The 20,293-nt window shown below is 54.6% G+C and carries 18 protein-coding genes; 11 read left to right on the forward strand and 7 right to left on the reverse strand.

The window, feature by feature from the left end; genetic code table 11:
- Positions 1-65: 65 nt before the first annotated feature.
- The 10 genes from dnaK (at position 66) to C4520_03015 (ending at position 10,179) form a co-directional block, all read left to right on the forward strand.
- Complete coding sequence (gene dnaK, locus C4520_02970) at positions 66-1,994, forward strand: molecular chaperone DnaK (protein ID RJP25094.1); 1,929 nt, start codon at positions 66-68, stop codon at positions 1,992-1,994.
- 22 nt (positions 1,995-2,016) lie between these two features.
- The gene (locus C4520_02975; GenBank protein RJP25095.1) at positions 2,017-2,484 is read left to right on the forward strand and encodes an Hsp20/alpha crystallin family protein; all 468 of its coding nucleotides are present in this window, start codon (positions 2,017-2,019) and stop codon (positions 2,482-2,484) included.
- A gap of 198 nt (positions 2,485-2,682) precedes the next feature.
- Complete coding sequence (locus C4520_02980) at positions 2,683-3,036, forward strand: Hsp20/alpha crystallin family protein (GenBank protein RJP25096.1); 354 nt, start codon at positions 2,683-2,685, stop codon at positions 3,034-3,036.
- A gap of 164 nt (positions 3,037-3,200) precedes the next feature.
- On the forward strand, positions 3,201-4,046 hold the full coding sequence (gene htpX / locus C4520_02985) for a zinc metalloprotease HtpX (protein RJP25097.1): 846 nt from the start codon (positions 3,201-3,203) through the stop codon (positions 4,044-4,046).
- 239 nt (positions 4,047-4,285) lie between these two features.
- Positions 4,286-5,308 (forward strand): deoxyguanosinetriphosphate triphosphohydrolase, encoded by a 1,023-nt coding sequence (locus C4520_02990; protein RJP25098.1) that lies wholly within the window; start codon positions 4,286-4,288, stop codon positions 5,306-5,308.
- A gap of 53 nt (positions 5,309-5,361) precedes the next feature.
- Positions 5,362-6,672, forward strand: coding sequence for a hypothetical protein (locus C4520_02995; protein RJP25099.1), 1,311 nt, complete (start codon positions 5,362-5,364; stop codon positions 6,670-6,672).
- Between the two features lie 79 nt (positions 6,673-6,751).
- Positions 6,752-7,414, forward strand: coding sequence for a PhoU family transcriptional regulator (locus C4520_03000; protein RJP25100.1), 663 nt, complete (start codon positions 6,752-6,754; stop codon positions 7,412-7,414).
- Between the two features lie 9 nt (positions 7,415-7,423).
- The gene (locus tag C4520_03005; protein ID RJP25101.1) at positions 7,424-8,032 is read left to right on the forward strand and encodes a cob(I)yrinic acid a,c-diamide adenosyltransferase; all 609 of its coding nucleotides are present in this window, start codon (positions 7,424-7,426) and stop codon (positions 8,030-8,032) included.
- A gap of 178 nt (positions 8,033-8,210) precedes the next feature.
- Positions 8,211-8,606 carry an acyltransferase gene (locus C4520_03010; protein ID RJP25114.1) on the forward strand — a complete coding sequence of 132 codons (396 nt, stop codon included), beginning with the start codon at positions 8,211-8,213 and terminating at the stop codon, positions 8,604-8,606.
- Between the two features lie 10 nt (positions 8,607-8,616).
- Positions 8,617-10,179 (forward strand): hypothetical protein, encoded by a 1,563-nt coding sequence (locus C4520_03015; protein ID RJP25102.1) that lies wholly within the window; start codon positions 8,617-8,619, stop codon positions 10,177-10,179.
- Between the two features lie 47 nt (positions 10,180-10,226).
- On the opposite strand, the gene C4520_03020 is transcribed toward C4520_03015, so the two are convergent.
- The 5 genes from C4520_03020 to C4520_03040 all read right to left on the reverse strand — a co-directional run bounded on the left by C4520_03020 (position 10,227) and on the right by C4520_03040 (position 16,764).
- Positions 10,227-11,639, reverse strand: a complete 1,413-nt coding sequence (locus C4520_03020) for a hypothetical protein (GenBank protein ID RJP25103.1) — start codon at positions 11,637-11,639, stop codon at positions 10,227-10,229.
- The gene (locus tag C4520_03025) at positions 11,608-13,758 is read right to left on the reverse strand and encodes a hypothetical protein (GenBank protein RJP25104.1); all 2,151 of its coding nucleotides are present in this window, start codon (positions 13,756-13,758) and stop codon (positions 11,608-11,610) included. The genes C4520_03020 and C4520_03025 overlap by 32 nt, the downstream gene beginning before the upstream one ends.
- A 7-nt stretch (positions 13,759-13,765) precedes the next feature.
- A complete protein-coding gene (locus C4520_03030; GenBank protein RJP25105.1) occupies positions 13,766-15,364 on the reverse strand; it encodes a hypothetical protein in 1,599 nt (532 codons plus the stop codon).
- Positions 15,365-15,543: 179 nt separating this feature from the next.
- A complete protein-coding gene (locus C4520_03035) occupies positions 15,544-15,957 on the reverse strand; it encodes a CBS domain-containing protein (protein RJP25106.1) in 414 nt (137 codons plus the stop codon).
- Positions 15,958-16,062: 105 nt separating this feature from the next.
- A complete protein-coding gene (locus C4520_03040; protein RJP25115.1) occupies positions 16,063-16,764 on the reverse strand; it encodes a hypothetical protein in 702 nt (233 codons plus the stop codon).
- Here C4520_03040 and C4520_03045 point away from each other — a divergent pair.
- On the forward strand, positions 16,596-18,581 hold the full coding sequence (locus C4520_03045) for a hypothetical protein (protein ID RJP25107.1): 1,986 nt from the start codon (positions 16,596-16,598) through the stop codon (positions 18,579-18,581). The genes C4520_03040 and C4520_03045 overlap by 169 nt on opposite strands.
- Before the next feature lie 47 nt (positions 18,582-18,628).
- On the opposite strand, the gene C4520_03050 is transcribed toward C4520_03045, so the two are convergent.
- Together C4520_03050 and C4520_03055 are read right to left on the reverse strand one after the other, a co-directional pair.
- Positions 18,629-18,901, reverse strand: coding sequence for a UPF0016 family protein (locus C4520_03050; protein RJP25108.1), 273 nt, complete (start codon positions 18,899-18,901; stop codon positions 18,629-18,631).
- A gap of 79 nt (positions 18,902-18,980) precedes the next feature.
- Entirely contained in the window at positions 18,981-20,099 is a 1,119-nt protein-coding gene (locus C4520_03055; GenBank protein RJP25109.1) for a hypothetical protein, read from the reverse strand.
- Positions 20,100-20,293: the final 194 nt, after the last annotated feature.

A 20,293-nucleotide genomic window follows, 5' to 3' on the forward strand; every position in this document is an offset into this window, starting at 1 on the left:
TTGCAATCAATACAGTCGAGAAAATAACTCTGAACATGGACTCTTAAACTAAGGAGATGATTTTAATGGCAAAAGTTATCGGCATAGATTTGGGTACCACGAACTCGTGTGTTGCAGTGCTCGAAGGCGGGGAATCCGTGGTCATCCCGAACAGTGAGGGCGGCAGGACAACGCCGTCTGTAGTCGCTTTCACAAAGACCGGCGAACGACTGGTCGGCACAGTGGCAAAGCGACAGGCAATCACCAATCCCGAAAACACGGTTTTCTCGATAAAACGCTTCATGGGCCGCAAATACGGGGAAGTAAGCAGCGAGATCAAGCTGGTGCCTTATAAAGTGAGCGCCGCGCCAAATGGCGATTGTCAGGTGGCGGCAGGCGGAAAGACTTACCGGCCGCCGGAGATCTCGGCGATGATTCTGCAGAAAATGAAACAGAGCGCCGAGGATTATCTCGGGCAGAAAGTGACTCAGGCTGTCATTACCGTTCCGGCCTATTTCAACGACTCTCAGCGCCAGGCCACAAAGGATGCGGGAAGGATTGCCGGTCTGGAGGTTCTTCGGATCATCAATGAACCCACGGCGGCATCGCTGGCGTATGGTTTGGACAAAAAGAAGGACGAGAAAATCGCCGTTTATGACCTTGGCGGCGGCACATTCGATATCTCCATCCTCCAATTGGGTGAGGGCGTTTTCGAAGTGCTTTCGACCAACGGTGACACTCATCTAGGCGGCGACGATTTCGACCAAAGGGTCATCGACTGGCTGGCCGACGAGTTCAAGAAGGAACAGGGAATCGACCTGCGGAAAGACCGGATGGCCCTGCAACGGCTGAAGGAAGCTGCGGAGAAGGCAAAGATCGAGCTTTCGAGCTCGCAGACAACCGATATCAATCTCCCATTCATTACAGCCGATGCGGCAGGCCCGAAGCACCTGAATATCACGCTGACTCGTTCGAAACTCGAGCAACTCGTTGACGATCTGGTCGAGCGAACGCGCGGACCTGTCATGCGGGCCCTCCAGGACGCCGGATTGAACCCCGAACAGGTCGATGAGGTTGTCCTTGTCGGCGGGCAAACCCGCATGCCGAAGGTGCAGGACCTGGTAAAGGGCATCTTCAAGAAGGACCCGCACAAGGGAGTGAACCCCGACGAGGTTGTCGCCATAGGGGCGGCGATCCAGGCGGGTGTTCTCGCCGGCGAGGTCAAGGACGTGTTGCTGCTCGACGTGACTCCGCTCTCGCTCGGCATCGAGACCAAAGGCGGCGTCTTCACGAAACTGATCGAGCGCAATACTACCATCCCGACCCGCAAGAGCGAGATATTCACCACCGCGGAAGACAACCAGACCAGTGTCGAGATTCACGTGCTGCAGGGTGAGCGCGAAATGGCCTCCAACAACAAGACCATCGGCCGGTTCCACCTGACAGGACTGCCGCCGGCGCCGCGCGGCCTGCCGCAGATCGAGGTGACCTTCGATATCGACGCAAACGGGATCTTGCACGTGTCTGCGAAGGACCTTGCGACCAGCCGCGAGCAGAAAATCCGCATCGAGGCGTCCAGCGGCTTGAACGAACAGGAGATAGACCGCATGGTAAAAGACGCTCAGGTGCATGCGGGCGAAGACCGTCAGCGTCGCGAAAAAGCCGATGCCACCAACCGGGCGGAATCGTTGGTCTACGAGACCGAGAAAAACCTCAGGGAGCTCGGAGACAAGTTGTCTCCTGATGCCAGAAGCAGCATCGAGACTGCCGTCGGGCGCGTTAACGAGGCAATCAAGTCCGGCGAAGTCGGCGAGATTAAATCTTCGACCGATGCCCTGCAACAAACCTGGCAACAGGTGTCGAGTGAAATCTATCAGAAAGCCGGCGCACAGGCCGGGCCTCAGTCCGGCGCGGCGGGCGGACCGAGCGGAAACGGCTCGCGCAAGGAGGAAAGAGGCGGCGGCGAAGACGTAATCGACGCCGATTATGAAGTGGTAGATGAGGACAAAAAGTAGAAAATGAAAGGAGGAAACGAATATGGCCATCATGAGATGGAGACCAAGAGCTGAAATGGATCCCTTCAGAGACCTGATGGGGATCCAGGATGAAATTAACCGCCTGTTCGACTGGACTCTGAGCAGACGGCCGTCCGAGGGCGCCGGCCTGCTCCAGGGCGAATGGGCGCCGGCTATCGATGTGGCCGAAAATGAGAACTCGGTCTTTGTGAAGGCGGAACTTCCGGGAATGAGCGAGAAGGACATTGACGTCAACATTTTGGGCAACACCTTGACGATCAAAGGCGAGAAAAAGAAGGAAGAGGAGAAAAAGGAACACAGCTACTACCGGCTCGAACGCTCGTACGGCTCATTCCAGCGCTCAATCACGCTCCCGACCGTGGTGGATTCCGCCAAATGCAAGGCCTCTTTCAAGAATGGCGTTCTCGAAATCGAGATGCCCAAGAAAGAAGAGGCCAAGCCGAAACAGATCAAGGTGAACATCGACTGATTTCCGAATGGCCACGGAGACTGTCCGACAAGGTGCGACGGAGAATGTCCAGGCGAAGGGGACGGGCTCCATGTAGGGAAATGGCGCCTGTCCCCGAAGCAAGAATCAATCGATCATCGAACTGTCTCATAGATCCAGTGCAAAAAACCGGCGTAAACAAAGCCGCGATAACCATACCTGATAAAGGAGGAAAAATAGATGAATATCCCGAGGCCGGAAAAACAACGCTTTCGCATCCCTGCCGTCGAAATACGGGAGACGCCGACAGCCGTTATTCTCCAGGCCGAGATGCCGGGAGTCGACAAGGAAGATTTCGACATCCAAATCGACGGCGATGAATTGACCGTAAAGGGAAAACGCAAGCAACTGAAATCCGATCTGAGAGTGATCCACCAGGAAAGCGATTCCGCCGAATACCTGCGAAGCTTTATCCTGGGCGATGAACTCGATACCTCAGCGGTCGACGCAAAGACGGAAAACGGTATCCTCACGCTGACACTCCATAAGAAGAAAGAAGCGGCGCCCCAAAAAATCGCCATAAAAAGTGCATGAGAGGACAGATACCCCGCCGGCATCGCGCCCACACCTGTTCGCGAGTGTCTGCGGGGTTTGCTCTGTGTCAAACCGTTTGATGTGAATGAAGATATGTGGTAAAATATTGATGAGTCTGATGATAAAGCCGGGCTTCCCCAAAGGCCCAAGGAGGAATATTATTGATGAATACTCTTCGGACAGCGTTCCTGCTGACAGCGCTCACGCTCCTGCTCATATTCGTCGGGCAGGCCGTCGGCGGCAGGGACGGCGCAATGATCGCGTTCTTTTTCGCGCTGATCATGAATGTCGGCTCTTACTGGTTCAGCGATAAACTCGTTTTGAAAATGTACCGCGCGCAGCCGGTCTCGCCGAACGAGGCGCCAAGACTCTATTCGATGGTGCAGGAGTTGGCGCTCAGTGCGGGATTGCCGATGCCGCGCGTGTATATTATCCCGAGCCAATCGCCGAATGCCTTCGCGACCGGCAGAAACAAGAACCACGCCGTCGTGGCCGTGACACAGGGCATACTGAGTCTGCTTGACGAAAACGAGCTTCGCGGTGTGCTCGCTCACGAACTCGCGCATGTGCGAAACCGCGACATGCTGGTCGGCTCGATAGCGGCCACGCTCGCCGGCGCCATCTCGATGCTGGGAATCATGATCCGCTGGGGCGCGATGTTCGGCGGCTTCGGCGGCAGAGACGACCGAGACAACGGCGGCGTATTCGGCCTGCTCGCCGCTGCAATATTGGCCCCAATCGCGGCAACGATCATCCAACTCGCCGTTTCGCGCTCGCGCGAATATGGCGCTGATGATTCAGGCGCTCGAATCGCCGGAAGCCCGTACGGACTCGCCGATGCATTGGCAAAGCTCGAGCGCGGCGCGCAGGCAAGACCGCTTCAGGCCAACCCGGCCTCGGCTCACCTGTTCATCGTCAATCCGCTGCGCGGTAAAAGCATCTGGAACCTGTTGAGCACGCACCCGCCAATCGAGGAACGCATCCGCCGATTGCGCGCGATGAGGCCGTAACGTAAAGGAGAAATTCTTACGGGGTCGTGTCATCACATGACCCCGTTTCTTGTGTTTTCTTGCCACGACTCGATATTGGAGCGGCTGTTTCTTCTTGTTCTTGACAAAGTTCCGAGTGGTCCATATAATACCGCGTGAAACCTCCATCTTTGCCGCGAACTATCGAGAAATCAAACATTAACCCGCGACGGGTGAAATCTTTTTCCATGAAATCAGAAAACGACTTCTGCGTACGAGGAATGATTATCCGCAAGATGCTTGAGAAGCGCGAGCACGAATATCTCTCGCAGCGGGCTTCGTTCAGCGACGAGAGCAGAGGGAGAGCCAGGCCGATCGACGAGTGCCCGTACCGGACCAGCTATCAGCGCGACCGGGACCGCATTATCCACTCAAAATCGTTCCGCCGCTTGAAGCATAAAACGCAGGTTTTCCTCTCGCCGACCGGCGACCATTTTCGCACGCGCCTCACTCATACCCTCGAGGTCGCCCAGATAGCCCGCACAATCTCGCGCGCCCTCTGCCTCAATGAAGACCTGACCGAGGCAATCGCCCTCGGGCACGACCTCGGACATACTCCGTTCGGACATGCGGGTGAAACGGTCCTCAATGAGCTTCATAGCGGCGGGTTCTCTCACAACGAGCAGAGCCTGAGGATCGTGGAGAAACTGGAGAACGGCAAGGGCTTGAACCTCACCTTCGAGGTGCGCGACGGAATTCTCAACCATTCAAAGGGGCCGATTGACATATTTGAGGGCGCCAACGGCGAAGGCCCAACAACGCTTGAAGGGCAGGTCGTGCGAATTTCGGACGGGATCGCCTATATTAACCACGACATAGACGACGCCATCCGGAGCGGATTGATCGGCAACCACGATCTTCCCCCGGAATGTGTGAGAGTCCTCGGAAACACTTCTTCTTCCCGGATCGACCGAATGGTGGCCGACGTTATTCTCAACAGCCAGGAGGCCTGCATCCAGATGAGCCCGGACATATTGCGGGCGACAAATCGCTTGCGTGCTTATCTGTTCCAAAACTTGTATCCGCGCCCGGAAATCCAGGACCCAATCAACAGGACCAAGAGAATTTTGAAAGAGATCTTCTACCTGCTCATCGAAAATCCGAATATCTTTCTGAATGAAATAAAAATCGCCGAGCCCGAAGAGCCGCTCGAGCGCCTGGCAGTGGATTTCATAGCGGGCATGACCGACCGCTACGCTCTCGATTTCTATAGGTCTCATTTCCTGCCTCAATTTGGAGTCTGAAAATTTTTTCTTGAATTGCGTCTGACTTCAACAAGTGGGGATCACATCGAGCCATGGGCCTTTTAGAAGAAAAAAACGCCGCTGCTGCTCACGCTCCCGCCGACCGCGAAAAAACCTCGCATCGAGGAACGCTCAAAATAACCGCTGTAAAAGGAATGACCATAGGCAAGCCCGCTGTCAAAATTGCGGCCATTATTTTTCTCCTTTACCTGTTTCTGGTGAGTATCGGCCTGATGGAAAGCGCGTTCAGGTTCTTTGGGCAGGACTCGGCCGAAAAGCTGTTCGCTCTGGCGAGCAACCGGTTTGTCGGCCTCTTCATCGGGATACTGACGACCGCGCTTGTTCAAAGTTCTTCGTTCACCACCTCGCTCACCGTCGGCCTCGTCGGCAGCGGAGTCCTCACGATCAATGTCGCGATTCCCATTATTATGGGGGCCAATATCGGCACCAGCGTCACCAATACGCTGGTGGCCCACGGCCACGTCGGACGCCGCGACGAGTTCAAACGCGCCATACAGGCGGGGATCGTTCATGATTTCTTCAATCTGATCGCGGTCGTCATCCTGTTTCCGCTCGAAATGATGTTCGGTCTGCTGGAAAGAGCGGCTCTATTTGCGACAAGTCTGTTCGGAAGCGCCAGCGGGGCAACATTTGACAGCCCGGTAAAAGAGGCCATTAAGCCGGTAGTGGGCGCGATTACCGATTCCATTGCAACCTTTCAGCTTTCCCAGATTGTCATGGGCATCGGCTTGCTCGTTATCTCGCTGCTCCTCTTGTTCTTCTCGCTCTTTCTTATTGTGAAAGTACTCAAGAGCCTCGTCCTCTCTCGAATCGAATCCTTCTTCAGCACGTACATGTTCCGAAATGCGGCGCTCGGCTTTCTCATGGGCCTCATCTTTACGGCGGTAGTGCAGAGCAGTTCCGTCACCACATCCTTGATCGTCCCGATGGCCGCAGCCGGAATCCTTACGCTCGAACAGATATTTCCATACACTCTCGGAGCAAACATGGGGACTACGGTCACTGCTCTTTTGGCGTCGCTGGCCACTATTTCGGCGGGCAATCTGGGAGGCGTAACCGTGGCCTTCACGCATTTGCTGTTCAACGCTTTCGGCATTCTGATCATTTACCCGCTTCGTTTCATTCCCATTGGACTGGCGCGGGAAATGGGCAACAGATCAGCCGAAAACCGTCTGGTCCCGTTTCTGTATGTCATTGTCGTGTTTTTCTACGTACCCGGCTTGTGTATTTATCTGAGCGAGTATGGCTTGACAGTTGTTGGAATGCTGCTCCTGGCCGCGCTTCCAAGTTTGATACTTCTCTTTTCGATGCTTTCAAAGAGGATTCAAAAACGCGCGCGGTAAAGTTGCCGAATTGGAGAAATCGGGCGGGTCGGATATAATAATACTGGAGCCAGGCGGACCAGCCGCAAGGAGATGCTTCATGCTCAAAGAGCTCTTGGACATGTTGCGGGCGAAATCGCCCCTGAACGACATGCTCAATGAATTCACGCAAATGATTGAAAAGACCGAATGGATGTTCGATACTGCCGTTCAGGTGCTCATGGCAAAAAAGGGAAGCGCCGAAGTCGCCAAAGACCTCTACGCAAAAGATAAGGAGGTAAATGAGCATCAAAGGAGCATCCGGCGAAAGATCATCAGCCACCTTACACTCCACCCGCACGCCGACGTGCCCGCCTGCCTGGTGCTCATGAGCGTCGTCAAGGACGCCGAGCGAGTCGGCGACTATTGCAAGAATATCTACGAACTCTCAACCATGTTCGATGTCGCCTTCGATAAGGGCCGCTACAAGACCCCCCTGAAGGAACTGGCGGAGCAGTTGGAGAATCTGTTCGGAAAAACGCGCAAAGCGTTCATGTGGTCGGATGAGGAGGCGGCTCATGCCATCATCGCAAAGGGCGACATGATCACCGCACAATGCGACATGCTCATCAAGCAGCTCATTGTCGATAATCTTCCCACCAACAAAGCGGTTGCGTATACGCTCCTTGCACGCTACTTCAAGCGCGTCTCCAGCCATCTGGTGAATATCGCCACCAGCGTTGTGACCTCGGTTGATAATCTGGACCATTTTGATGAGGCTTAGTGCTCGATCATGTCCACTCAGCAGGAACAGTCGCACGACGCCCTCGGCCGCGTCCACATCTTGACAGGAGAAGGCAAGGGCAAGACAACCGCCGCGCTCGGTCTGGCGATGCGCGCCGCCGGTGGAGGCTTGAAAGTCATCATGATCCAGTTCTTGAAAAGATCGAACAGATATGGCGAGTTGAAAGCGGCTCTAAAGCTGGCGCCGGAGTTCGAGATCGTGCAGATGGGACCCGAATGCGTCCGCCTGCTTGAGGATCCTTCCGCTGATGCAACGTGCACGGGCTGTATGAAGTGTCACGTCGACCCGCAGAATCTCCGGATCGCGGACCTGGACGCCGCGCGAAAGGGGATGGATTTGGCTGAACGCGCGCTTACCGAAGATGAATACGACCTCGTCATTCTCGATGAAATTAACTACGCAATCGGATTTAATCTGGTTGCGCCCGAGGAAGTACAAGCGCTGCTGAAGCGCAAGCGGCGGGATGTCGAAGTTGTGCTTACGGGCAGAAATGCGCATCCACTCCTGCTCGAGGCTGCCGATTACGTGACCGAGATGCATGAAGTCAAGCATCCGTGGCGCCGGGGGGAGCAAGCCCGGAGGGGAATCGAATATTAGTTAGAACGACAGCATGCCCAGCACGCGCGATCAGATAAAAAACTTCTTCCGTAATTTTTCACTCAAGCAAGTCTTCGTGCTTTTCCTCGAGGAATATGTCGCGTGGATTTTCCGCTACATCCCCGGGTTCGAGGGCTTCTTGCTCCGTTATCTTTTCCTCAAGGTGATCTGCAAGAAAATGGATGCGCTCCCGTTCATTTTTCCGGGCGCCTTTTTTCAACATAGCTATGGAATTGAGGTGGGCAAAAACCTGAACGTCAACAGGGGCGTCCATATTTACGGCCGGGGTGGAATTACTTTCGGCGATTATGTCCTCATCGGGCCAAACGTAGTGATCACCTCCTCCCAGCATCGCTATAACGTCAAGGGGATACCCATCCTCTTCCAAGGACACGAGCGAAAGCGGATTATTGTCGGCAGCGACGTGTGGATCGGCGCAAACGCGGTCATCCTTCCGGGTGTCACAATCGGCGACGGCGCGATCATCGGCGCGGGCGCGGTCGTCACTTCCGATGTCGGACCATATTCCATCGTCGGCGGCGTTCCCGCCAGGAAGATCGGCCAGCGCGATTGACTTCACAAAAATGCATCAACAAACTTATGAACATCCGCCCGTGCGTTCAGGAACTCAACTTCGTTTTGCTGAACGCTCCTCGCTTCTCTCTCGCATCTGGCTCGGCGGCATTATCATTATCTGGGTCCTCTTCGTCGGCCTGAACCTGAGACACCTCTTCGAGCCGTTCCGAGATTACGGAAAACCGCTGGCGGGAGAACCGTTTTATGCGATTCGCTCGCTGAATTACCTGCGGCATGGGTATGCCACCCACTGGTTCGGGGTCTGCGACAACCTCAATCCGAACCCTGATGACCTCCGGTTCAAGTTCACCGAAATGCCGGCTTTTTTTGTAATCAATTCGATTGTGTTCCGGCTGAGCGGCGTCAGCTCTTCTCATTTCCGGCTGGTCGAGCTGGCGTATGCGCTCGCGCTCTTTATCACATTTTCTCTGGCATTGCGAAAATTGTACGGGCCGACAACCGCCCTGCTCGCGAGCCTGATTTTCCTCGCGCTCCCCGTAAATATGTTTTTGCTTTACATCTCGTGGACGTTCCTTTTCTCGCTTGGCGCTCTAATATCCTACGGCTTGTGGACGCGCACACCTTCCAAAATGCTTCTCTTCCTCACCGTCGTCAGCACAGTCGTTGCATGCCTGCATCATGTCTCCGGCTTTTTTGTCGCACCCTCAGTTATTCTCGCCAATCTGCTTCTGCGCTCATCCAAAAAGAATTCGGCGGCTATTACCGGGGTACTGAGCGCTTCCCTGCTTGTGGGCCTGGTTTACCTCGGACAACTTCTTCTGCTGAGGCACGACATGGAGATGGTGACGGCAAAAGCGATGAACGAAAGCGTGCTCAGCCTAAAATATCTCCTGAACTTTTTTGGGATCAATGCAGGCAAGTATGCGCGCAACGTTTATGAATTAGTCACCCTTCCAATGATAGCGCTGGGGGTGTGGCGGCTGCGAAAGGCCCTTCTTCTCAAGCGGGAACCGACGCCCGACAACCATCTGATGATCTCACTCCTCCTCTTTCCCGTCTTGTTTCACGTGGCGTTCCTCTCGATGGTGGTCAGTCACCTGCACTTTCTTACCATGGCGGCTCCTTACCTCTCGTTGGCCGCTTCACAAATCATCCTGGATGTCAGGAGAAAGAAGATTGCCGGCGCAGGAGCAATTCTGCTGATCCTGTACCTGGTTGTTATGTCCTATCACGTGCAGGTGAAATACGACAAGATGATTTGGAATGAAGAGAACCAAAGGGGATATGCGCTGGCTCAGACGCTGCACGAAGTAACAAAGCCGTCGGACCTGATCGCCGGAGCCCCCGGCTTCGGGTACAATTTTGACGCGCTTTCGCCGGCCTTCTTCTTCTACCTCGACCGCAATTACATCGGGCAAATTGATACTCTGAAAGAATTTGTCAATCTGAGGGAGTCAGAAGAGCCCGCACTCTTCCTTTTCTCCACCCTGGAGGAAGAACAGCCTGCCGATTCGAGACTGGGCGAATATCTCTTCCGCCAGTACCCATATATTGTCGAGCCGGGCAGGCGCGATATAATCATTTTCCAACTGCGCTCCCTTCAAAAGTAGAATCAACGGCGACGGCGTCGAAGCATCAATCGATGTCGGAGAGCGCATCACTTCAAATAGCCGAGACTCTTCAGCTTCTCCTCCGTATCTGAATCCATCTCTTGTACGGTCTGCTTTGGAGCGCCTGTCGGACCATACTTTCTCGTCAGATTGATCATCTGGTCCATTAAAAGATTGTACGTCTCCCGATTGTCGCCCATTACATCGAACAGTTCCAGCGGGTCCCTGCCAACGTGATAAAGTTGCCCCACGTATTCCTTGCCCGTCTCCTTCTCCATCATGACATATACCAACTTCCATTCGCGCGTTCGCAGTCCGCTGAGTTTGACCGGGATATCGTTCAGATCGTCGCTCTCATAATACGGCAGCAAGGTTTCCAGCAGGATCGGCTCCTCAATTTCCGCCCCCTTGAGCAGCGGCAACAGGCTGACCCCCTGCATCTCGGAAGAGCCTTCAGTGATACGAAGGATAGAGAGGATCGTGGGCATGATATCGAGTGTCTTCGCCATTTCGCCGATCCGCCGCCCCTTCGGCAGACTTTCATGAGACAGAATGAGAGGAACCAGCATGGTCGTATCGAAAAGGAATTGGCCGTGCGTGAGCTCCTTATGGGCGCCCAATCCCTCACCATGATCGCCCGCCAGCACTACGAGCGTTTTCTCCTTCAGCCCCAACGATTCAAGTTTCTTAAGTAACCTGCCTACCTGTTCATCCGTATAAGCCACTTCCCCATTGTAAGGACTATCGAAGAGCGCGTCGTACGGCGGCGGCGGCTCGTACGGCCAGTGTGGATCGAAGTAATGCACCATCAGGAAGAACTTCTCGTTCTTCTTCTCTTCCAGCCAGCGGAATACCCGCTCATTTACCTCGGCCGCCGTCCTCTCAAATCCCTCGACCTCGTGTCCGATCCATGACCTTTCCTTTTTCTTGACGGAAACAGAAAAATCATCATCGAACAGCTCGAACCCCTGATCTGTCTTGAACCGCGAGTCCAGCGGAAATCCGCCGATAAAAGCGGCGGTCGCATACCCCTTCTCCTGTAATACCTCCGCCAGAGTTATGCTGGAATCGTGTAGAAAAAACTTGCCGTTGTATCTGACATTATGATAATGGGGATACGTAGACGTTAGAATCGTGGAAACCGAAGGCAAGGTGACCGGAGCACACGTGACTGCCTTTTCAAACAGCACCCCCTCGCGGGCGAGCTTGTCGATGTGCGGGCTTGTCCCCAGAGAGAATCCATAACAGCCAAGCCGATCCGGCCGGATCGTATCGATGACGATCAAAACCACATTATCCTGCCGCTCTCTGTGAACAAGCGAACATGCCGTCGCAATGGCAATGAACAGCAGGACCCCCGCTCGGGCAATATTCCGCTTCAGCGGCATCTTCATCTTAATTTCATCTCCAGCGCCGACAGTTTCTGCGTCACCGATGCACCTCATAGAGAATTGTTCCATCGGATGTGTAAAATGGCAGACAGTATCCCTTCAGGAACTCCCTGAACACCATGCAGTCCTCATCCAGCCGCGACTTGTCCTCCGCCGAAAGAGCGAACGGCGGAAACTTCGTGAAATAGAACTCATTAAAGAGAACAAAACCAATCCCCATTGACTTCAGTTTCTGATAAAAAGCTTCGGCAGTCCCAGCCTCGCTCACCAGCTCCAGCATGCTCGGAGCCTCAAAAACACTGTCTCCAATCTGCTCTCTCTCACAGAAAAAGCCCCGGTTGTCCCAGAAAAACGCGATCCGGGCGTCGAGAGGCAGGTTCTTGTTTATGTACTGGAAAGTCTCATACCCGGGAACTGTCTCCTTGAGAAACTCGTCGCCCGTCTGTTCACCCCAGACAACCGGCCCGAATTGCGCCGGAACCCTCAGCGGATAGGTGAAGGAAAAAGAAAACCAGACTATCCCGCATGCGGCCGCAATTACCGCAAAACTGATCCTTCCGAATAATGGAGAAACGGCAGCGCCCTTCTCTTTTAGAACCACAATCACATACGCGGCTAACAGACTGAGAAGAGGAAAGATGGGCATGAGATATCGCGTGATGTGTGTGGAGAGCAACCAGCTCGCGAAGTAAACCGTGCAAACAAAAAGCAGCCATTTCACAACAGGCGCAGTCCGCCGGATCACAAACAAAACCGGCAGAAAAATCAACCACAGCGGCGTAATGACCGCGTCGAAATATTCATACCCGGGCTTTCCCCATATCGTCAGGTTCCATGGAAGCAGCACCAGATGCTTCCAATCATGCCCCATCCCGTGCGAATCGACGTACGCCAGCATCCGCTCTACTTGCAACGGCGTTAGCCATTTCCCGCCAAATATCCCGTACATCAGAGGATATACCGGATTCCCGCTTATCAGATAATTCTTGACAAGGTACGGCAGCACCGCCGCGAGCACGATGCCCGCAAATATAAAGAACCTTTTCGAGAGCCGACGGAAATCTCTCTTTGCCGCGACGGTTTCAGCGGCTAAAACCGCCGCGCCGGCAGCTATCAGCCCGTGGAGCGAGGTGTATTTGATGCCCGCAAAAATACCGGAATACATACAGAACAAAAAGAACCAGCGGTTGTCCCCCTCCGTTTTCCATTTCCACAGCGCCGCCATCATGAGCAGGAAATAGAACATCATCCCCAAATCCACGTACGCGATCGAGACCTCGTTCAGCACCAGCGGATTGAAAAAAAGAATGAGGACCGCCGCGCGCGCAACGGCGGCTCCGAATAGAGGACGAGCCCACGCATACAGAGTTGCCAGTGCGGCCAATCCTAAACCAAAATGCAAAAGGTTCGCCAGAACAAAATCATCGATCAACAACGCCAGCGCATACAGCATCTCCATATTGAGGACGGTATTAGAAAACAGGTTGTATGGGATCGGGACTATCTTATGCTCGGTCGCGTAATTGTGCGGCACGTTGAGATGATATACCATCGCATCATGCGTTATGCTCGGGGCAAGAGCGATGATCAGAAGCGAAATAGTAATGATCCAAAGCCCTGCAATAGCGAGGCCGGACAAACTGAACGTCGCAGGTTTCGAGCGATCCTTTTTAAAAAGTTCTCGTATCTCATTTGACAGCCTTCGCAAATCTGGAAAAGCTGCAACGAGAATCACCAGCATCAACAGCCATATCGCTTGCGCATACAACAATCCCAGCACCCCAAATGCGAGAGCGGTGTACATCAGGAAGCCCAGCCCCAGCCCAAGCGCAAGCATGAGGCGTTGAACGATCTCCCACTTGTCAAGCGAGCCTGCCGGCGGTTGAATACCCATAAACTTCAGCAGTTGTCGTCCGGCAAGAACGGCAGTGCTCAATACCAGAATTGCAAGCGCCAGATGCCGAGCGGCCAGGAGAAGCTTTGCAAGATCAAATTCGAAAGGAATGCGAAAATTGATGAGCAGGCGCAGCACCAATGGAAGACTCAAAGGGTGCTCCTCGAAAAATCGAAACAGCACGACGCCGCCCCATAGGCCCAAAAGAACAAATCCAAATATAACCGGGCCCCGCGCGCCCCTTTCCGGCGGCTGCTCCAGTTCAACGACGGCGCTCTTTCCCTCAGAATACATCAACCCGTCATCCTGTCGCCGAAGCCCGGAGAGGTTCGGCCGGCGGCAAAACAAAATCGTTACGCTTGAAAAAATGAATGTAACCGGTATCTACTCGCGCCGCCCAAGGAGAGTAGGTATCCTTGAACTCCTGCAACTCAAGAATCTCTCTGTTGCCGGGCGCCAGTTTCCCATACATCCAGTAATAATTCAACAGCATCTCCGGCGTCAGTTTTTCCGGCCAAATGCGGCATGCACCCAGGAAAATCAGATCGGGACGCCGCCGGAGCACGTACCCGCTGTTATATTTCTCATGGCCGGGCTCGCCTTTCCCAAAATCGGGCACGCTGGCGTGCGCTATATTGGGATCATTCAAACCAACGAGATCAATCGTGCGCAGCCCCGAAAAATAAGGAACGATTCCGGCCGGTATCAAAGCCACGGTGGCCTCGGAATCCACGTTCTCCCCCAGCCATTCGCCCACTATCTTCCGATCGGAGTCCGCCGGCTTTTCTATCTTGAATACGCGGTTGTGCTCCGCGCCCCCAAATGACGGCATGGCCGTAATCCCCAGCGAAATCACTCCTGCCGCAGCCACTGCCTTTCTCCAGCCGGCATCTGACTGCTCAAGCCCGGCCGTTGATGGCAACAGCTCAATGGCCCCCCGCAACGTCAGCAGGTAAAGCGCGGGCAAGAGCGGCACAAAGAAACGCTTCATCACCAATTGGTCGCCGCCGACAGCCACAATGAAAATCAGATACGCCGCGATCTGCAGAAATAAATAGGAGAAAATCCGCCTGTCCTCATGTTTCAGCGGTTCGACCGGCTGCTGCATGCGCGCATAGAAGAATGCAGAGGCCGCCGCCAACGGGACGAATCCATACGTGGAAAAGAACTGCCACGCGTATTTCAATCCCCTGACCAAAAAGGCCGGGCCGCCCCCCACTTTTGCGTAGAATGTGTTCGGAAGAAGAAAGCCGTAATACGAATACCGCCAGATAAAATAGGGAAGATAAAGAATCGAAAATGCGGCAATTAAGCGGATGCAGTCAAGGATTTGCTTTCTCCTCAGATCATGCGTGCGGTCTTCCCCGACCCCGATCGCCACATGAGCCAGCGTAGCCGGCAGAAAAACTATTCCGTCCGGCCTCGTCATCGTCAAAAGCGCCAACAGCAGTCCGGTCGCATATTTCGCCTCAGGACGATCCGATCTCAAATAACAGAGCGTCGTGAGCGCGAGTAGGAACGTGAAGAAAACCGCCTCGAGCCCGCCCAGTGTCCACATGGCGAACGGGCCGCTCGCGGCCAGCAGAAAGGCCGGTAAACAAAGCAGCAACCGGTATCCGGCCGGAACCCGCGGCCCCACCCATAAGAAAGCAATAGCAGTCACCACGACGAGTGTCGCCGCCCCGAAGAAGAGGCCCAACAGTTTTGCCGACAACTCGATCTTCAGTCCGAGCGACGCTGGAAGCGATATCAGCATCCCCCACAGAAAATTGGTGTACCCTTCGACGCGCTCGCCCGCGTTATAGACCAGGCCATGCCCGTCGAGCATGTTTCGGACGTAGCGAAACGTGATGAAGGCGTCGTCGGTCGAATAGTTGAAATAGAACGCGTGAACGTACAAAAGGAGGATCGCAGCCGCGAAGGGCCAAACAATCCAGTATCCGGCAGGGGATGTTGTGCCGGCTATGAGTTTTGAACGCGAGGCTTTCAGAATAGATCAACACCTTGCTGAAAGCGGTTGGAAAATCGCACTGCCCCTCCGGGATTCATAGGACGGAATCTTCGACCCACCACCGCGATTCATTCGATGGACGGACCCGGGTAGAACTTCTTGAAAATGTCGCTGTTGCTCAGGATACCGATTACTTGCTTTCCGTCGGATATGGGAAGACGTCGAATGTTGCAGCGTTTCATCAGCCTGACGCAGGCCATAACGCTCATGTTCGGAGGCACCATGATCGCAGGCATAGTCATGATATCCGCTACCAGCGCGTGCTGTGAACCCGGGTCCGGATCGATCAGTTTGTTAATCAAATCCTTCCTGGTCACGATGCCAAACCCGTCGGCCTTGTTGGCGCTCTCCACCATCAGGCTCGACACCTCGAACTCCTTCATTTTCCTCACCGCATCCAGGAGCGAAGCGTCCTCCCGAATAAACTTCACATTGCGATTCATCAGATCACTTGCGACCGCCTTGCGCATTCGATCGAGCACAGATCCCTCCTTCTCATGCACGTATCGCCAGAAACTTATCGGGAGTCATCTCTATTCTAGCATCAGCTTTCGAAAGAATTCAACAGCCCTGCAGGACAAGCCGGTTCAAAGGCGCCCATACTTCTCGTAGACTTCCCGCAGCGACTTTCCCGCCCGCAGTTCCTCGCGCGATCGCCGTTCCGCAACAACCACGGCCTCCGCATGCTTCACCAACTCCACCAGATCGGCCGACTGCGGGATCACCACAATTCCATCGGTATCGGCCATAACGATATCGTCCGGGTTGACTTCCACCCCCCCACACACGATCCCTTCGTTCAGGCCGACAAGCCGAGACCTGCCGACCGAATCGGTGGGAATACTGCCTTTGGCCCATAGGGGGAATCCTATCTCTCGCACCCGCGGAATATCACGCACCGGACCGTCCACTACGGCGCCTTTCGCGCCCCCGTAGTATTTCGTTGTCGTCGCCATCAACTCTCCATACGCGCCGGCTCCCCAGAAACCGTTGGTGTCGACAACAACCACTTGTCCTTTCTTCAGGCTCCCGCAAAAGGCATCGAGAAGCCCCACGACGAAACTCGGGTCCATGTCCTTCAGGAGCGCCGGGTTGTCGGTCTTATCCTCCGCCATCGTGAATGCGGGCCCCGCAACAACCGTGTCGGGAAGTATCGGCGAAAATCCTGCGGCCATCGCGCAATTCCGAAAGCCCATCTCGTCAAGCACATCAGATACAGCCGGCGTGTAGAGACGCTCGAGCCGCCCGCACAACGAAAGGATTTCCTCTTCTGAAAGCTGCCACGGCATATCGCTCTCCTCATTTTTTCATCCGGTTTACCTTCTCCATAAAATTAAAGTCTTTCCGCCCGCCACTTGTCAAGACGGCTGCACATTCGCTGTCCTCTTGCCGCGCCTTCGAGCCTCCACGTCCGTTGACTGCCATTTGGGCGAATGATATAATGAAGCTCGACATGTCCAGGACTGCGGGAACTGAAAAAACGCGAAAAGGCGTTTTTATTTTTTTGGCGCTGGCGCTGCTGCCGGCCCTCGTCTATGCAAATTCGCTCCTGAATTCCTTTCATTACGACGACAATTCCTATATCCTCGGTAATGAATATGTCCACAGCCTCGCCCGAATTCCGCATTTCTTCGTGTCGCCCCGCCTCATCAGTAATGTTCCTCTCAGCGGCTACAGGCCGCTCACCATGACCACGTTCGCCCTGAACTATGCAGCCGGCGCGAACAATCCTTTCGGTTATCATCTTGTAAATGTCCTTATTCACGTCGCGAATACGCTGCTCGTATTTGCACTGGCGACCGCAACTATGCGGGCCTTTCAGGTGCCGTACGAAAAACATGCCGCCGTCGCCGTCGCCGCTGTCTTTGCCATCCATCCGATCAATACCCAATCGGTTAATTACATTTCCGCCAGATCCTCTCTGCTCGTTGGAGGATTTTCTCTCCTCTGCATACTGCTGTACATCAAAAAATATGAGGGGGCCGAAAGCACAAAGGAAAATCGACTCCTCCTCGGCTCGTTGCTTGCTTATGGCGGCGCCTTGCTTTCAAAAGAGGAAGCCGTCGCTGTTCCGGGAGTCCTCGCCTTTTTCGAGCTGTGCAGGCTGAGAGCGCCTTTTGATCAAAGGAAACTCGCCCAGGCAATGCTTTCTCTCGCGCCCTTTTTCTTGCTCACGCTTGCGTTCCTGGTCTACGTGACCTACGGCCTCGGTGTTATCGGAGATACTCCTCAGGCAAGAAGCCTCGAGGAGAACCTCCTCACGCAGGCCAAATCCATATTCATCTATGTCAAAATGATTCTGGCGCCGTTAAACCTGAGCGTTGATCACACGATCCCGGTATCGAGTTCCATCCTCGACCCCGGCGCATTGGCGGCGGTCCTTGTACTTACAGCAATCCTGGCGGGTTCTCTCTCTCTCGTCTACTTGGCTCCTGCCGTCTCCCTCGGGGTCTGGTGGTTTATCCTGATCCTGGTCCCGACTTCCACGCTCGTGGCGCTGAAACTGATAGTAAATGAGCAGCGCATATACGTCGCGGGGGTGGGATTGTTTCTGGCCGGTTCGGCGGCCTTGGCGTCCGCAGTTAAAAAGCGGGAACGCGAAGGCGCCGGCCAGATGAAGAAACTTCTTGCCGCCGCTCTCCTGCTCGTTCTTCTCCTGTACAGCGGCATCACCGTTTACCGCAATACCCAGTGGCGCACGCCGGCGGCTTTATGGTCGGACGCATTGAAGAAGTATCCACACAGCGTCCGCGCGAATACCATACTGGCCAACCTCCATCTGGAAAAAAATGAACCCGAACGCGCGCTGCCGCTGGCGGAGAAGGCAGCCGGGCTCGGCCCCGATATCATCGAGACGCGCCTGGTCCTGGCGCGGACATATTCCCGGCTCGGCAGACAGGACGAGGCGCTTCAAAATGCGCGTGCCGCCGTCGACATTAACCCCGCTTCATCCGAAGCCCAGACTCTCCTGGGGGTGGTTTACGCCCGCCTCGAGCAATATAAGGAAGCTGAAATGGCTTGGCAAACGGCCGTGGAATTCGATTCCCAAAACGCCGAGGCGCGGGAGAACCTGCGGGAATTGAGAGAGATGAGAACAAGAGATTGATCGGGCCGGATACTCCCCATCTTTCACCCGCTGCTCCTGCCGAACAGCTATATTTTTCCCCACAACATCAAGAGGCCGATAACAAGAAACGCCATACCCGCCAACACGTGCACGAGCCGCTCGGGGATGTACGCTGAAATGACTCCGCCCAATAAAACGGCCATTACCGTGGCGATAAGCATCGCCAGAGCCGCGCCCACAAACACGGAAATCAGCGCTTTGCTCTCGGCGGCAAATCCCAGAATCGCAAGCTGGGTCTTGTCGCCCAGCTCCGCCAGAAATACGGCCAGAAACACCGACATGATTATTCGAGGGTCCATCCTTCGCAGCGCCTCCACGCGTTCTGAAAAAGAGTCGTCACACAAATTCGCGCCATGATATCAGTCTTTCCCTCGGATTTCAATCGGGCGTTCCCCCTTCGAACATCTTCCTGCTGCGGGCAACATGCATCGAGAGGTCCAGGTAATTCTCATGTTCGATCTCGTCCGCGTCCTTCCGCTCTACCATGGCGAGAGCACCCGCCGCACAGACATCCGCGCACAGGGCGCACCCTATGCATCTTTCGGCATCCACTCGAGGAAACTCATCTATCACAAGCGCACTCAACTGGCAACGACTGGCGCACTCGCCGCATCCCGTGCAGGCTTCCAAATCAATAGACGGTTCGAAGCGGGATTTAACCACCCTTCCCGGCGGCGCAAAATAACTGAGTCCCTTGAGGTTCCCGCAGCAACAACTGCAGCAATTGCAGATCACCATTGGTTCCTTACAGTTGCTTGCCGTATGTATGAGGCCCGCTTCCTCGCATCGCCCAAGAATGGCAAGCGCTTCCTTCATATCTATTTTCCTGCCATGGCCGTATTCGATCGCATAACGGGCGATGGGGCCGAACAGAAGACATACGTCAAGGGGACCGTTCAACTTGCAGGGTTCGCCCCGTACGACCGCTGCACTACGGCAATAGCAGTTTATCAGGGCAATGTTGCATTGCTGTTTGACGATTTCCGCCGCCCGCTCGTGCGGAAGCGCATTCGACTCGTGCGGAATCTGACGGTCCACTGCTATAATGCGCACCTTTCTTGTGCCCGCATCCGACATTGAGTACAAGATGGCGGCTTCTCTGCCCAGACCCTCATAATAGTACTGCTTAAATAATTGGGCCAGCGTCGGAGCGTTTGGAGACAATTGCTCCAGCTTTCCCGCAAACTGAAACTCATACAACCCGGGCAAAAACGGAAACAGGCCGTACAGTCTCAGGTTCTCGTCGCCGGCGGCAAAAACAAGTCCGCGTCGCGCCATATCATCAAGCATTGTTGCCACCATTTCTTCCGCACGCCCCGCGCGTCGCGCTATGCTGTCAGGCGTATCCGGGACAGCCGTCAGGTGGGTCAGCAGCTCGGCCTGATCCTCCGTATAGAGTTGTCTCAGTATTTCCACGCCCGATGGAAGGAGCGGGTGCGGCAACAGAAACGGCTGGCGATTCATATGTTCAAGAAGTTTTGCATATATACCGTTCATAAACTCATCCTCTTGCGCTCGATGCTGTATGCGGCAGCTTGTCCCTTGAACATTATACCCGAAAAATAGCGCGAGCCGGACTTCCTTCCCTTTCCCCCCAGGGCTTACGCATCTAAATTCCGAGTAATTTCTGTAGGAAAGTTTGATCGAGGGCGGCTTTTGTTCTTTTTCTTCTGAGTGATAGCTTTGGTGTT

This window comes from Candidatus Abyssobacteria bacterium SURF_5 (assembly GCA_003598085.1).
Taxonomy (GTDB): domain Bacteria; phylum Abyssobacteria; class SURF-5; order SURF-5; family SURF-5; genus SURF-5.

What these genes read in the sequence shown, in the direction of transcription:
- C4520_03000 (RJP25100.1), top strand. Translation starts at nt 6,752, where the DNA reads ATGCTCAAAGAGCTCTTGGACATGTTGCGGGCGAAATCGCCCCTGAAC.
- C4520_03045 (RJP25107.1), top strand. Translation starts at nt 16,596, where the DNA reads ATGCGGGCCCCGCAACAACCGTGTCGGGAAGTATCGGCGAAAATCCTG.
- C4520_03040 (RJP25115.1), bottom strand. Translation starts at nt 16,764, where the DNA reads ATGCCGTGGCAGCTTTCAGAAGAGGAAATCCTTTCGTTGTGCGGGCGG.
- C4520_03025 (RJP25104.1), bottom strand. Translation starts at nt 13,758, where the DNA reads ATGTATTCTGAGGGAAAGAGCGCCGTCGTTGAACTGGAGCAGCCGCCG.
- C4520_02980 (RJP25096.1), top strand. Translation starts at nt 2,683, where the DNA reads ATGAATATCCCGAGGCCGGAAAAACAACGCTTTCGCATCCCTGCCGTC.
- htpX (RJP25097.1), top strand. Translation starts at nt 3,201, where the DNA reads ATGAATACTCTTCGGACAGCGTTCCTGCTGACAGCGCTCACGCTCCTG.
- C4520_03005 (RJP25101.1), top strand. Translation starts at nt 7,424, where the DNA reads ATGTCCACTCAGCAGGAACAGTCGCACGACGCCCTCGGCCGCGTCCAC.
- C4520_02995 (RJP25099.1), top strand. Translation starts at nt 5,362, where the DNA reads ATGGGCCTTTTAGAAGAAAAAAACGCCGCTGCTGCTCACGCTCCCGCC.
- C4520_03010 (RJP25114.1), top strand. Translation starts at nt 8,211, where the DNA reads ATGGATGCGCTCCCGTTCATTTTTCCGGGCGCCTTTTTTCAACATAGC.
- C4520_02990 (RJP25098.1), top strand. Translation starts at nt 4,286, where the DNA reads ATGATTATCCGCAAGATGCTTGAGAAGCGCGAGCACGAATATCTCTCG.
- C4520_03015 (RJP25102.1), top strand. Translation starts at nt 8,617, where the DNA reads ATGCATCAACAAACTTATGAACATCCGCCCGTGCGTTCAGGAACTCAA.
- C4520_03020 (RJP25103.1), bottom strand. Translation starts at nt 11,639, where the DNA reads ATGGAACAATTCTCTATGAGGTGCATCGGTGACGCAGAAACTGTCGGC.
- dnaK (RJP25094.1), top strand. Translation starts at nt 66, where the DNA reads ATGGCAAAAGTTATCGGCATAGATTTGGGTACCACGAACTCGTGTGTT.
- C4520_02975 (RJP25095.1), top strand. Translation starts at nt 2,017, where the DNA reads ATGGCCATCATGAGATGGAGACCAAGAGCTGAAATGGATCCCTTCAGA.
- C4520_03050 (RJP25108.1), bottom strand. Translation starts at nt 18,901, where the DNA reads ATGGACCCTCGAATAATCATGTCGGTGTTTCTGGCCGTATTTCTGGCG.
- C4520_03055 (RJP25109.1), bottom strand. Translation starts at nt 20,099, where the DNA reads ATGAACGGTATATATGCAAAACTTCTTGAACATATGAATCGCCAGCCG.